The following is a 14,356-nucleotide window of genomic DNA, read 5'->3' as shown; positions in this document are numbered from 1 at the left end:
AAAAAAAGTTATGCTATGGTATTTTCTTTTTGTCTGGAAAGAAACGATCCGACTAAAACGGAATCTCACAGATTTTTGAATATACTTTCCAGAATTGGAAGTTCTTGCTCCCAGCAGAGCTCTTTCGAAGCCAACTTCAAATTTTCCTTGTATTTATCTCTAAGATCGTTATCGGTCAGCATTTTCTCCATCTGTTCGGCCATTCTTTCCGGTTGGCGTGATTCGAGTACTTCCCCGATTTTGTAGTCGTTTACTATGCGCGACATTTCCGGTAGAGAACTAACCAATACGGGAATCTTGTGTTGGATGTAATCGAACAACTTGTTTGGAAGTGCGAAGCGATAATTCAATCCGAGATCTTCTTCGATAGAAAGTCCTAAGTCAGCTTGAGCAGTTAGTTTTGATAGTTCCTTAAAGGGAACCTGACCGAAGAATTTGACTTTAAATTGTAGTCCAAGCTGGCGACTCAGAATTTGCAGGTATTCTTCCAGATCGCCTGATCCTACCATCCACAGTTGCGCGCCTTGCAAAAAACGCATTGCCTGGATGGCCGATTCCAAGCCACGTCCCATATTTAAAGCTCCCTGGTAAATCACTATTTTTTCATCGTGGGGAACAACGCTGAGATCTGCCTGGTATTTCAAACTGCTATTTCGAATGGGCAGATTGCGGATCACTTTGAATTGTGTTCCATAGAGTTTTTCATACTCATCGGCTATTGATTGAGAAACAGTAAATGCGTTTTTTAGACGGGGAAGGATGAGTTTCTCCAGTTTCAACCATAGGTTTTGTTTAAACGGACGGTCGATTAACTCCGGAACTTGGGTGAAATATTCGTGACTGTCGTAAACGAGTTTCTTGCCGCGTAGTTTACTGGCCAGATAGCTGGCGGCGAGGGTATCCAAGTCGTTGGATAGAATGATTTTTGCCCGGGAAAAAAAGAGTCTGAAAAAGATCCGAAAATTAAATTCGAAATAAAACAGTGGCCCGTGGTCGAAAAGTAAGCGCATCCGGTGAGTTGGATAGTCGCGTTTTTCCAAGTCAAGGCTTTGCTTTCGAATACGACCGGTAAGTCTGGGTTGAAACCCCATTTCCAATAAGCTTTGGGCGACTTTGTGTACCCTGTTATCGGTGACTAAATCGTTAATGACAACAATATCAATTTTTGCAGACATGCATTTTTACTTTTCAACCTGACTTCAATATTACAAAAAAGTCATACTAAATTTATGTTCAGCCATTGGTTTTTGCGCTAAAATCAGGTAAATTTCAATTAGGCTCATTTCTTTAAACGAAAATGAAAGTTCATCTATTATCTTTGGCAAAAAATCAAATTCATGATTCGTTTCGAAGAGAATTTTTCACTAAAAGCTTTTAATACATTAGGCATTGAAGCCAAAGCCCGCTATTTTTTCGAGTTTACAGAGATGGAAGATCTTCCATATTTTCTGGCGAATTTTCCTGACTGGGAGAAGTTGCCGGTGTTGTTGTTGGGCGGGGGGAGCAATATGCTTTTTGTGTCAGATTTTGACGGTTTGGTGTTGCATGCCAATGTCCCGGGTGTCCAGCAAGTGAAGGAGGATCGCAATCATGTTTGGATCGAAGTTGGCGCTGGTGAGAACTGGGATCGCTTTGTGGAGTACTGTGTGGGTCAGTGGCTCGGTGGCATTGAAAATCTGTCCTTAATTCCGGGTAACGTGGGAGCCGCTCCGGTGCAAAATATCGGGGCCTATGGTGTCGAGGTTTGCGATTATGTGGAGACGGTGAAAGGTTTTGATATGAAGACTTTCGAGGAGTATGAGATACCTGCATCCGAATGTCGGTTTGGTTACAGGGACAGTATTTTTAAGCATGAGCTGAAAAATCGATTTGTCGTTACTTCGGTTGTTTTTCGCCTGGATAAGTTTGTAGAATATAAACTGGGATACGGTGATTTAAAAGCTGAAGTCGAAAGGAGGGGAGGAGAAAATATTCATTTTGTTCGCGATGCAGTTATCGCTATTCGTGAATCGAAATTACCGGATCCTGAAAAGTTGGGTAATGCCGGGAGTTTTTTTAAGAACCCGGTTGTTGTTAATGACGTGGCTACAAAATTGAAGGATGGGTTCCCTGCCATGCCGATTTATCCGGCGGGAGATGGAGAAAGTAAGTTGGCTGCCGGTTGGCTAATTGAACAGTGTGGCTGGAAAGGTTTTCGCGAAGGCGATGCGGGAGTTCATGAGAAACAAGCACTCGTTTTGGTCAATTACGGTAAAGCTTCCGGAAAGGATATTTTTGAATTGGCTGTCCGGATTCAGCAGGATGTTTTCAATCGCTTTGGAGTGCAACTGGAACCGGAGGTTAATATTCTTGGGGCTTAGTCTTTCTTGTCTTTTTTACTAACCCTCGGTGTAACCCGAATAATGGTTGCTCCCGGATTTTGAACATTTTCATCATAAGTGTTGTCATTTCCGGTACGCTTTGTTGGGTCAATCAGAATTTGCTCTTTAATATCTTGATTTAACTGGTTCATACTTTGGTCAAGATTGGATCGTTGTTTCTCTTCGTCGTAGCTCGTAATCGGATTAATCATGTAAGTCCGGTAGGAAACGTAAATATGAGCTTTATGTATATAAGTTGGGACAACTTGTACAACTTGGGGTGTCATGGAGACGTGATTTACCATCAGCGAGTCGCCGGCTTCTACGGTTGTTTTAAAGTATCCGGAATGGTCTGTCGCAATAATTTTTGAAGTTCTGTAATTGATTAAGAATGCTCCCTCCAACGGCACCGAATCTTGGGATAATACATAGCCATCGTAGATAAATGTCTTAGGCATCTCGGTCTGCGCAAAAGAAACAGAGCAGGAAACGAATAGTAATATAAAAAGATATATAATCTTTCTCATGGGACGCTTTTTAATTTCTAACAGCCCTACAATGTACATTAACGTGTGTTGAAATCAAAAGTTTTTTATTGTAATAAGAAATTAATCAGATACCCTCTTTTTTATCTTTTTCGCTTAAATAATCTGAATAAATCACTTAGTCCAATTGTCAGGCCGGGATCGAGTTCATCCGGGTTGTAAGGATTTAGGCGAATCGTTTTAGCCCGGCTGGGGTGATAGCCTAAATTTCGTAATTCAGCATACATCTTCTGCATGTTTTTTTCGAAATTCTTCATCTGGTATTGATACGAATTGCTGACAACGGGTTTAATCATATAGGTGCGGTATTCGACCCTTATTTTCTGATTTTTAATTGGGAAATCGGGAACGTGTACAACCTGAGGAGATAAGGTCAGATGGTTAATCATTAGCGAATCACCTGGTTGTGCATTCATTTTAAAATAACCATTACTATTTGTTGCGACAATTTTCATATCCCGGTAGTTAATCAGGTAGGCTCCCTCAATTGGAATACTGTCTTCAAGGAGTAAGTATCCGTCAAACACCACGGTTTTGGGTATATTTTCTTCCTGAGCAAAAACATGAAAAGCAGAAAAGCAGAACAATATGACGGCTATGGGGCGCATTACTTTTTCAGCAAAACTAGCCCAATAACCTGTTAAGGTAAATTAAGGTTAACTAAATAAGATCAAGGAGTGTTAAATGTTGTTATGCTTCCCTACTTGTAGATTTTACTTTCGTTTAGTGCTTGTCGGTAGCGCTCTGCATTGGCGTTGTGCTGCCTTAAAGTTCGGGCAAAATTGTGGTACCCCGAGAAATCTTCTTTAGCACACATATACAGATACTTATTGTTGTCAGCGTTTAGGACCGCATCGATACTTGACATTTCCGGAAAGTTAATTGGCCCTGGAGGTAACCCGGCATATTTATAGGTATTATAAGGCGAATCAATTTGGAGGTGTTTGGTTAGAACACGTTGTATTCCGAAATCACCCAGTGCAAATTTGACGGTCGGATCGGCCTGCAGTAACATCCCTTTCCGAATTCGATTTAAGTACAATCCAGCTACAATAGGTTTTTCATCAGGCTTGATGGTTTCCTCCTGAACGATGGAGGCCAGGGTAATAACCTGCACCGGAGTTAGATTTAATGAATCAGCTTTGGCTAGTCGTTTGGTGTTCCAGAATCGATCATATTCTGCTTGCATCCGCGATACGAATTGCTCGGGTGTGGTTGTCCAATACATTTCATAGCTGTTCGGAATGAACATGGCATGAAAAGAAGGTTTGTCAAAATTGTATTGATTCATTATTGCTTGTGAATCGAGGTAAGCAATTAACTCTGCCGAATCCGGTTCAATATACTTGGAAACCTTTCCGGCTAAATCTTCCATAAACCGGAGGTTGTTGAAGGTGATGGTAATCGGTTTTTGGTTACCCGCTTTCAGCATATTGACCAACTCATTTGAATTCATTCCGGTGTCGAAAACGTATTTCCCGGGTTTGATAAATGAGGGATAATCTTTCTTCCTGGCTACCCATTTAAATGCTTTTTCATTTTCCAGAATGTCTAATTTTCGAATGGAGTCGAGAACCTGTTCAAATGAAGCCTCGTATGGAATTGTAATGCTACCTGGCTTTTTGACATTCTCTTCAAATACATAGTTAAAGAGCCGATAACCGTATAGCCCCACCAAAATAAAAGCGATGGCGAAAATTACAATAATGAGTTTGTTCAGTTTCGGAAATAGCATAATTGAGTTGCGCGTGTTCAGTTCCATTTTTTCAAATTTGTTTTGCAAAAATAGTGTTTTCTTTAAAACTCCATTCGTGTAAGTTTATCCTTAATTTTAGTGTATTCTGACAGAGCGAAATACTTGAATTAATTCAAATTATCTATTTTCGTAGACGCAATAAAAATCAACTCAAAAAAACTTTAAATATGCATCAGGTTAAATTAGCTGACAACATTTATTATCTGGGGTACAACGACCGCAGAACTAACTTATTCGAAAATATCTGGCCTATCCCAAACGGGGTATCTTATAATTCTTATCTTATTGATGACGAGAAGGTTGCTCTGATTGATACCGTTGAAAGAGCATTTATCGATGATTACTTAGAAGATATCGATGCAATTCTTCAGGGAAAACCGGTGGATTACCTGGTCATTAATCACATGGAGCCAGACCATTCGGGTGCGTTGCGCGCAATCGTTATGAAATACCCGAACATCACCTTGGTTGGTAATAAAAAGACTTTTGGTTTTGTTGAATCGTTCTATATGAAGCCGGTAAATACCCTGGAGATTCATGATGATTCAACCTTGGAACTTGGAAAAACGAAATTGCAGTTCCAGACCATTCCGATGGTTCACTGGCCCGAAACAATGGTTAGCTACGAAGAGACAAATAAAATTCTATTCTCGGGTGACGCGTTTGGTAGTTTTGGTACGTTGGATGGTGGTGTTTTTGATGATGAAATCAATTTGGAACATTACGAGAATGATATCATGCGTTATTTCACCAACATTGTTGGAAAGTACTGCCCACATACGCAACGTGCAATTAAGAAATTAGCTCCGCTTGATATTAAAATGATTGGTGCAACTCACGGTCCCATTTGGAGAACGAATTTGGATTGGGTGTTGAGCCGCTATAATAAATGGAGTACGTACACTACAGATCCGGGCGTTGTTGTGGTTTACGGATCGATGTATGGAAATACGCAAAAAATGGCTGAAGTGATTGCTCGCCAGTTAAGCGTTCGCGGAATTAAAGACATTCGTGTTTACGATGCTTCCAAAACACACAAATCATACATCATCAACGATATTTTCCGTTACAAAGGATTTATTGTTGGTAGTTGTGCATACAATAATGCCATGTTCCCTAATGTTGAAAACCTGATCACAACAGTCGAACACATGGGCGTTCGTGAACATTTGCTGGGCGTTTTTGGAAGTTTTGCCTGGAATGGCGGCGGCGTGAAAAACCTGATGAAGTTTGCCGACAGCTGTGGTTGGGATTTAGTGAGTGATCCGGTTGAAGAAAAAGGCGCGTTGAAAGAGGAAAAATATCAAAAGTGCATTGATTTAGCAAACGCTATGGCAGATAAGATTCTTGCATAACAAGTTTAAAACCATATAAATAACAAAAGCCATCAATCTCCATTGATGGCTTTTTTACTACTACTACTCAATTACTACTAAACAACCCCTACCCGAGGGGTATATCTTAATTATAAGGTTATTCCGGTTTTAAAGATAGCAATTTCTTTAAAACCACTCAATTCATGTTTCAATTTTTTTCCTTCAGCAACTGTTTTTATCTCGTTAATGAAGTCTGCTAGATTTTCCTCAATTGTTTGATCTTCAACGATTCTGCCTGCGTTGAAGTCGATCCAATTGGCCTTCTTTTGAGAAAGTGGCGTATTAGTAGAAATTTTCATTGTTGGGATAAAACTGCCAAACGGAGTACCGCGACCGGTGGTAAACAATACAATTTGACATCCGCTGAAACCTAAAGCAGAGGCAGCCACCAAGTCGTTACCCGGCGCACAAAGTAAGTTGAGCCCGTTCTTTTTGATTGGTTCGGCATAAGCCAACACGTCAGTTACCGTTGCAACACCACCTTTTTGAGTACATCCCAATGATTTATCTTCCAAGGTAGTGATCCCTCCTTTTTTGTTGCCTGGTGACGGGTTTTCATAAACCGGAAGGTCGTGTTTCAAATAGTATTCTTTAAATCCGTTGATCATTTCGACGGTTTTGTTGAATACTTCTTCGCTTTCTGAACGCTCCATTAACAGGTGCTCGGCACCAAACATTTCAGGAACTTCAGTCAGGATGGTACTGCCGCCTTGAGCAACAAGGAAGTCAGAGAAAGCACCAACCAGCGGGTTGGCGGTGATTCCGGACAATCCGTCGGAACCACCACATTTTAACCCCACTTTTAACGTCGAGAATGGAACATCCTCACGCTTATCATGGCGCATTTGCTCATAAATATCCTGAAATAATTTCAGGCCTTCTTCTACCTCATCTTCCACATCCTGAGCAACTAAAAACTTTACCCGGTTTGGATCGTAATCGCCAATGAATTTTTTCAGATGGTCGATTTGGTTATTCTCACATCCAAGTCCCAAAACTAATACACCACCGGCATTTGGGTGATTGATTAGTTGCGCTAACGCTTTTTGGGTATTGGTGTGGTCGTCACCCAATTGAGAACATCCGTAGCTGTGTTTAAACACCTGGATGCTGTCAATTTCCGTCGGGTTATTTTGTGCTTTAAATAATTGTATAATTTGTTCTGCCTGTCCGTTCACACAACCAACAGTCGGAACAATCCACATTTCGTTACGGATACCAACATTACCGTTGCTTCGTTTGAAACCTTTATAGGTCAACGATTGGTTTTGAAATGGAAGTTCATTCAATTTTTGACTGAACTCGTAACACATGGTTCCCGAAAGATTGGTTTTTGTGTTTTGAACGTGCACATTTTCTCCCGGTAAAATAGCTGTAGTTGCATGTCCGATTGGAGCGCCGTATTTAATAATGTCGCTTCCTTCGGCAATTGCCGTTACAGCAATTTTGTGCCCGCGAGGCACATCGTTTTGAATTTCAAGTTGGGTGCCTTCCAGGTCAATTACTTCGCCTTTCGTAAAATCCGTCAGCGCGATAATGACATTGTCAAGCGGGTTTATTTTGATGTAATTTGCCATTTTACCGGTAATTTATTTAAATCAGATTATTAATTATTTGCAGTTTCTTCTTGCTTATTTTTTTCCTTGATGGTGATTTTCATCAATGGGTTGTTTTCGTCCAAAACAGTTTTAACCGCTTTTTTCATACCCACTTGTTGAATCAGGAATAAATAGTGACTAACAGTCAATGTCAGGTTTGGAACTTCGTTCAGGTCACGTTTCCAAACTTTCTCCAGTTTCAATACTTTTTCAACTAAGTTGTAAATTGAAATAGGACGACCATCACACTCAGCCCAAGCTTCTTTGTAGAAATCCAAAATCCATTGGTCATCTTGTACCTGGTAAGTATTTCCTTCAGTTTCACCTTTGAAATATGAAATCATGGCCGCCAGTGAGAAAACCAGCTTTTGTGGTAACATACCGTGTTTTTCAGAGAAGCCAATCAATGAAGGTAAGTTACGTGTTTCCCATTTTGACATAGCGTTCAGGGCGATACTTTGCCACAAGTGACGGATGAATGGGTTTGAGAAACGTTCCAAAATTTTTCCGGCAAATGATTTCAATTCTTTTTCAGTGCCATCTAAAACAGGCAGTACTTCTTCGTAAACCATTTCTTTCATGAAGTTACCAACTTCAAGGCTTTCATAAGCTTCACGCACAGTTTCGATACCATACAGGTAAGAAACAGCGTAGCTACCAGTGTGACAACCATTTAGTACAGCAACTTTTTGCTCGCGGAAACGAGTCATGTCTTTAACGAATTTCACTTCTAAGCCCGCTTTGTCTGCAGGGAATTCTTTAGCTACCCATTCCGGACCTTCAATAACCCACAAGTGGAAGTATTCACCGACAACAACCAGGTTATCTTCTAATCCTAGTTCAGTTTGAATCTCTTTGATATCATCTTTCGGAAATCCAGGTACAATGCGGTCAACTAATGTGTTACAGAACGCACATGCAGTCTCAACCCATTGCAGGAATTCAGCACCTAAATCCCAGTTGTTGGCATGCTTCAATACGTATTTCTTCAACATGTCACCATTGCGGTCGATCAACTCACAAGTGAAGAAAATTAACCCTTTATCGGCAGCGCCGTTGAATGCTTTAAAGCGTTCGTATAACAAAGCGGTTACTTTACCGGGGAATGAGTTTTGAGGTTGCATGTCCAACTTGTCATTCTCGTCCCAGCTGATACCAGCTTCAGTTGTGTTTGAAACCACAAAACGCAGTTCCGGATTCAGGATCGCAGCTTTGTATGCTTCAAATTCGATGTATGGGTTAATCCCTTTATTGATACATTGAATGAATTCGAATTCTTTAATCGGTTCTCCGTTTTTAATCCCTTTCAGGTACACGTGGTACAATCCATCTTGTTTGTTCAGCAGATCAACCATACCGTTAGGCAAAGGCTGTACTACATCAACACCTGCATTGAAGTCGATTTCGTTATTCATTTTTTGAATCATCCAATCAACAAAAGCGCGTAAAAAATTTCCTTCTCCAAATTGTAAGATGCGGCTTGGATATTTAGCTGCATTTTCGACGTTTGTTCTATTCAGTTCCATGATCTTGGTTTATTATTTTATATTTTCCGTTTTCGTACACGGAATTTGTTTTAAAAAAATCGTGTTCGTACACGATATTGTCTGCGAATGTAGAAAAAATATTTATTTCCAGTCAAATATTTAGTTGTTAAATTTTTTAAATAATTGAAAGTCAATGGTTAAGTCGATGATTTTTTAAGTCCTCAGAGGTTGGGTTTAACCTTAGTAACTAGCTCAAATTAAATCTATTAGAAAATCGGATAAATTAGTGTCTTTTTTATTCGATAATCGGATGTAGAATCATTATAAATTACCGGAAATTTTTATCGACTTTAGATTAATTTTACATGACTAAAACAGAAATGTTGAAACGAAAAAACATTGTTATTATAACAGGTGGCCCGGGCTTTGGGAAATCCAGTCTCATCGAATCATTGTCGAAACGAAATTTCCGGGTTGGGGGAGAGGCAGCCCGTGAAATTATTGCTGAACAGTGCCGTTTTAACGGAGATATCTTACCTTGGAAAAATAGCAAAGCATTTCAGCAAGAAGTTTTGATGCAAAGAATTAAATTTTGGGAGTCGGTTGGCGTTGATGAAATGGCATTTGCTGATCGTGGGATACCGGATCAAATGGCGTTTGCGCAATTCCGGGGTTTCGACCCGTCTTTTCTTTTGCGTTCGAAGGCGTCAGCATACCAATATTATCCAGATGTATTTATTTGTCCTCCATGGCGGGAGATCTACAGGCACGATTCCGTTCGAAAAGAGAGTTTTGAAGAAGCCTGCCAATTGCATCAGATCATCTGCCGGGTATACAGCGATCTGGGCTATCAGTTGATCGATTTACCGCTGACTTCAATTGCGAAACGAATTGAATTTATTTTGCGGAAATCGAAACGTCCGTAATATGTATTATCGTTATCTTTAATGAGTGTAAATTACGCTTAGTCACGAAGCCGTTCCGTATAATTGGGGCTTTTTTTACTTAAAACCACATTGAATGAAATTCAACAGAAGAAACTTTTTAAAACGTTCGGCTATGCAGACGGCCGGAATGGCCGCTATTCCGATGATTCTTTCTGAAAGTGTTGAAGCTTCACCAAAGAATGATATTCAGTCTTTTTCAGATGGTAATGTTATTCTTTTTCAGGGGGACTCAATAACGGATGCCGGGAGGGATCGGAAACGGCAATTACCCAATGATGCACATTCTTTCGGCAATGGCTATGCTTTAATGACTGCCTCGCCGATTTTAGAGCAATTCCCGGAAAAACAATTGCAGATCTATAATCGAGGAATCAGTGGGAACAAGGTTTATCAATTGGAAGATCGTTGGCAGGAAGATTGTCTGGATCTGAGACCTTCGGTGTTGAGTATTTTAATCGGAGTGAATGATTATTGGCACAAGCGCAACGGGCAATATGACGGCACGGTTGAAGTCTATGAAAGGGACTTTAGGGCATTACTGGATCGTACCAAAGAAACACTACCTGAAGTAGCGGTGGTGATTTGCGAGCCTTTTTCGGTTGATGGAGGTTCGGCTATTGGCGATGGTTGGCAAGAAGAGTTTACACCTTACAGAGAAGCCGCCAAGCGAATTTCAGATGATTATGGCACTCGGTGGGTTCCCTACCATAAGTTGTTTAAGGAAGCGTTGAAACATGCTCCTGCATCCTACTGGTGTCCGGATGGTGTTCATCCTTCAATGGCTGGTGCTCAATTAATGGCGCAAGCTTGGTTGAAGGTTGTAATGGGATAATCTCAATATGAACAACAAAAAAAGGCCGGTAAAACCGGCCTTTGCTATTTCTGGAATATTGGTGATTATGCCAATATTTCTTTGACTTGGTTGTAAACGTTTTGTCCGGTGAATCCCAATTTTTCGTCCAATACAGTGTATGGCGCAGAAAAACCGAATGAATCCAAACCGAAAACTTTACCATCGGCGCCAACCAAACCTTCCAGATTCACAGGAAGACCGGCAGTCATACCGAATTTTTTCACACCTAGAGGAAGAACTGCTGCTTGGTAGTCTGCGCTTTGGGCACGGAACAAACCTTCAGAAGGAACAGAAACAATGCGACATTTCACACCGTCTTTTTCCAACAGCTCAGCGCCGGCAACCAATGTGCTAACTTCAGAACCACTGGCTAATAAGATAATATCAGGAGTTCCTTCGCAGTCAGTTACGATGTAAGCTCCTTTTTCAGCTTGCAATGCTTCTGTATAGCGATCTTCTTTAGACGGAAGATTAACAATATTCTGACGAGATAGAATTAGACCTGTTGGAGTTGATGTATTTTCCAATGCCATTTTCCAGGCGACAGTTGCTTCTTCGCTATCTGCAGGACGTAAAACCAACATGGAGTTTTTTCCGTGGTGATTTTTCAGTTTTTCCATTAAGCGGATTTGAGCTTCCTGCTCAACCGGTTGGTGAGTAGGTCCATCTTCTCCAACACGGAAAGCATCGTGTGTCCAAACATATTTAACGGGCAATTGCATCAAGGCAGCTAAACGAACAGCTGGTTTCATGTAGTCGGAGAATACGAAGAAAGTACCGCAAACAGGGATAACACCACCGTGTAATGCCATACCGTTCATGATAGTAGCCATCGTCAACTCGCAAACACCAGCCTGGAAGAATGAACCGCTGAAGTCACCTTTTTTGAATGCAGTTGTTTTTTTCAGGAAACCGTCTGTTTTGTCAGAGTTTGACAAGTCAGCAGATGAAACGATCATGTTTTCAATTTCACCGGCAAATGCAGCCAATACAGTTGATCCGGCAGCACGAGTTGCCGATCCTGCTTTTTGGGTAATTTTAGAGAAATCAAATTCAGGAGTCTCAGTCGAGAAAAATTTCTCCAATTTAGCAGCCAACTCAGGATTCGCTTTCGTCCATTCAGCCTGTGCTGCTTTTTTCTCAGCAGCAGCTTTAATTAATTCTTCTTTACGAGCATCAAAGAGAGCTTGAACGTCATCAAAAATCACGAATGGATTTTCAGGATCACCGCCCAAATTAGCAATTGATTTCTCGAATGAAGCACCTGCTTCACCCAGAGGCATACCGTGGGTCGCGCATTTACGTTCGTAGTTTTCACCGTCGGCTGTAAGCGCACCTTTACCCATGATGGTTTTACCAATAATCAGGGTTGGCTTATCAGCTTCAGCATGTGCTACATGCAAGGCACCGCGAATGGCTTCAATATCGTTTCCTTCGATGGTCAGAACTTTCCATCCCCAGGCTTCATATTTTTTAGCAGTATCTTCTGCAGTTACCGCGTCAGTTTCAGTCGAAAGTTGAATGTCGTTTGAATCATAGAACATGATCAGGTTGCTCAATCCCAGGTAACCTGCAATACGGCCGGCACCTTGTGAGATTTCTTCTTGAACACCACCATCTGAAATGAAGGCATATGTTGTATGAGCCATCCAGTCACCAAAGCGTTCAACCAGGAATCGTTCTGCAATGGCGGCACCAACAGCCATTGTGTGTCCTTGTCCCAGTGGGCCTGATGTGTTTTCAACACCGCGTTCAACATCAACTTCAGGGTGTCCCGGAGTTACGCTTCCCCATTGTCTGAAATTTTTCAGGTCATCCATGTTATATTTACCAGCCAAAGCCAGAACTGAATATAACATTGGCGACATGTGACCCGGATCAAGGAAGAAACGATCACGGTTAATCCAAGCCATATCGCTTGGGTCGTAATTCAAAAATTCAGAAAATAATACACTCGCAAAATCAGCACCGCCCATGGCACCACCCGGATGGCCGGATTTCGCTTTCTCAACCATAGCTGCAGACAAAATACGTACGTTATCTGCTGCTTTTTCAATCAACTTGTTACTCATGATTTTATTAATTTATTGCCAGAATTTGACTTTTTTCAAAGACGTTGAATGCAAAATTAAAATAATTCCCGGATAAAGGAATTGAAAAAAAAAATACCGGCACTTTGAGCAATATAGCTTAAGATACCGGTATTCTATTTATATTATTTGAGTCAACATTAAGGAAGGATTCGCACCATAACTACACCTTCAATGCTGGTCAGTTTTTCTGCCAGGTCGGCAGAAGGAACAGGACCGTCAATATCAATAATGTTGTAAGCAATGTCTGCTCTGTTTTTGTTCAACATGTTGGCAATGTTTAGCCCTTCAGATGCCAATAAACTTGAAATCTGGCTAACCATGTTTGGAACGTTTTTATTGGCGATCACCAAACGAGGTCCTCCGTTACGATCCATTGTAGCTTCAGGGAAATTCACCGAATTTACAATATTACCGTTCTCCAGGTAGTCGCGCATCTGATCCACTGCCATTACTGCACAGTTTGTTTCTGATTCTTCGGTTGAAGCTCCCAGGTGAGGAATGGCAATTACATTTTTCATTTTCAATGTAGCCTCGTCCGGGAAGTCGCTTACATAGCAACCAACTTTTCCAGACTCTAATGCTTCAGCCATATCAGCATTGTTAACCAAACCACCGCGGGCAAAATTCAGGATGCGAACACCGTCTTTCATCATCTTGATTTTATCCTTGTTGATATAACCTTTCGTTTCCGGAGTTTGTGGAATATTGATGGTTACGAAATCCGCGTTGGACAATAATACTTCGATACCTTCAGCGCGTTTTACATTACGGCTCAAGCGAAGCGCTTGTTTTACTGACAGATAAGGGTCGTATCCTAAAACTTCCATTCCAAGCGATTGTGCGGCGTTGGCAATCAATACACCGATTGCTCCCAAACCGATAACCGCAAGCGTTTTGCCACGAATTTCGTTTCCACCGAAGTTCTTTTTGCCTTGTTCAATCAAAGCAGGAACTTCGTCGCCCTTACCGATTAATGTTTTGGCCCATTCGATAGCTGGAGCAATACGGCGAGACGATAAAAGCATACCTGCAATTACCAATTCTTTCACTGCATGTGCGTTGGCTCCCGGTGTGTTGAAAACAACAATACCGTTGTCTGTACATTTGTCAAGTGGAATGTTATTTACTCCGGCTCCTGCACGGGCAATAGCTTTCAGCGACTTTGGCAGTTCCATGTCGTGCATAGCCTGCGAGCGTACAATAATTCCGTCAGGATTAGGGAACTCACTGGCGATTTCATACTGGTCCAGTGGAAAATTTTTTAACCCAACAGGGTCAATTTTATTTAAGGTTTGAATCTTAAACATGTGTCTATAATTTTTGTAAAGTGCCTATTAATAA

Annotated in this window: 12 protein-coding genes; 4 read left to right on the top strand and 8 right to left on the bottom strand. The window is 41.1% G+C overall.

All coding sequences use genetic code 11. From position 1 onward, the window contains the following. Positions 1-65: 65 nt before the first annotated feature. Positions 66-1,175, bottom strand: coding sequence for a glycosyltransferase (locus tag GJV22_RS01035; RefSeq protein ID WP_163707459.1), 1,110 nt, complete (start codon positions 1,173-1,175; stop codon positions 66-68). Between the two features lie 162 nt (positions 1,176-1,337). Between GJV22_RS01035 and murB the strand changes: the two genes are divergently transcribed. Then, a complete protein-coding gene (gene murB, locus GJV22_RS01030; protein ID WP_163707455.1) occupies positions 1,338-2,360 on the top strand; it encodes a UDP-N-acetylmuramate dehydrogenase in 1,023 nt (340 codons plus the stop codon). Here murB and GJV22_RS01025 read toward each other — a convergent pair. From GJV22_RS01025 to mltG, 3 genes are all read right to left on the bottom strand, one after another. Continuing rightward, entirely contained in the window at positions 2,357-2,887 is a 531-nt protein-coding gene (locus GJV22_RS01025) for a hypothetical protein (protein WP_163707452.1), read from the bottom strand. The two genes, murB and GJV22_RS01025, sit on opposite strands and share 4 nt — an antisense overlap. 101 nt (positions 2,888-2,988) lie before the next feature. Continuing rightward, positions 2,989-3,513, bottom strand: coding sequence for a hypothetical protein (locus tag GJV22_RS01020; RefSeq protein ID WP_163707449.1), 525 nt, complete (start codon positions 3,511-3,513; stop codon positions 2,989-2,991). Positions 3,514-3,605: 92 nt separating this feature from the next. Then, positions 3,606-4,667: an endolytic transglycosylase MltG gene (gene mltG, locus GJV22_RS01015; protein ID WP_238480253.1), complete on the bottom strand. Its 1,062-nt coding sequence runs from the start codon at positions 4,665-4,667 to the stop codon at positions 3,606-3,608. Positions 4,668-4,828: 161 nt separating this feature from the next. On the opposite strand from mltG, the gene GJV22_RS01010 reads away from it, so the two are divergent. Continuing rightward, positions 4,829-6,016 carry an FprA family A-type flavoprotein gene (locus GJV22_RS01010; RefSeq protein ID WP_163707446.1) on the top strand — a complete coding sequence of 396 codons (1,188 nt, stop codon included), beginning with the start codon at positions 4,829-4,831 and terminating at the stop codon, positions 6,014-6,016. A 110-nt stretch (positions 6,017-6,126) separates the two neighbouring features. On the opposite strand, the gene GJV22_RS01005 is transcribed toward GJV22_RS01010, so the two are convergent. Next, complete coding sequence (locus GJV22_RS01005; protein ID WP_163707443.1) at positions 6,127-7,614, bottom strand: UxaA family hydrolase; 1,488 nt, start codon at positions 7,612-7,614, stop codon at positions 6,127-6,129. Positions 7,615-7,643: 29 nt separating this feature from the next. Beyond that, positions 7,644-9,161 carry a tagaturonate reductase gene (locus tag GJV22_RS01000; RefSeq protein ID WP_163707441.1) on the bottom strand — a complete coding sequence of 506 codons (1,518 nt, stop codon included), beginning with the start codon at positions 9,159-9,161 and terminating at the stop codon, positions 7,644-7,646. Positions 9,162-9,487: 326 nt separating this feature from the next. Between GJV22_RS01000 and GJV22_RS00995 the strand changes: the two genes are divergently transcribed. Both GJV22_RS00995 and GJV22_RS00990 read left to right on the top strand, forming a co-directional pair. Continuing rightward, positions 9,488-10,048, top strand: coding sequence for an AAA family ATPase (locus GJV22_RS00995; protein ID WP_163707439.1), 561 nt, complete (start codon positions 9,488-9,490; stop codon positions 10,046-10,048). 94 nt (positions 10,049-10,142) lie between these two features. Beyond that, entirely contained in the window at positions 10,143-10,901 is a 759-nt protein-coding gene (locus GJV22_RS00990) for an SGNH/GDSL hydrolase family protein (RefSeq protein ID WP_163707436.1), read from the top strand. A 65-nt stretch (positions 10,902-10,966) separates the two neighbouring features. On the opposite strand, the gene GJV22_RS00985 is transcribed toward GJV22_RS00990, so the two are convergent. Both GJV22_RS00985 and GJV22_RS00980 read right to left on the bottom strand, forming a co-directional pair. Then, positions 10,967-12,994, bottom strand: coding sequence for a transketolase family protein (locus tag GJV22_RS00985; protein WP_238480252.1), 2,028 nt, complete (start codon positions 12,992-12,994; stop codon positions 10,967-10,969). Positions 12,995-13,152: 158 nt separating this feature from the next. Beyond that, on the bottom strand, positions 13,153-14,322 hold the full coding sequence (locus tag GJV22_RS00980; protein ID WP_163707434.1) for a phosphoglycerate dehydrogenase: 1,170 nt from the start codon (positions 14,320-14,322) through the stop codon (positions 13,153-13,155). Between the last annotated feature and the right edge of the window lie 34 nt (positions 14,323-14,356).

Origin of the sequence: Mangrovibacterium lignilyticum (assembly GCF_010882175.1) — a bacterium.
GTDB lineage: Bacteria > Bacteroidota > Bacteroidia > Bacteroidales > Prolixibacteraceae > Mangrovibacterium > Mangrovibacterium lignilyticum.
Note: the sequence above shows the minus strand (reverse complement) of the source record. Positions and strands in the feature narration are given on the sequence as shown.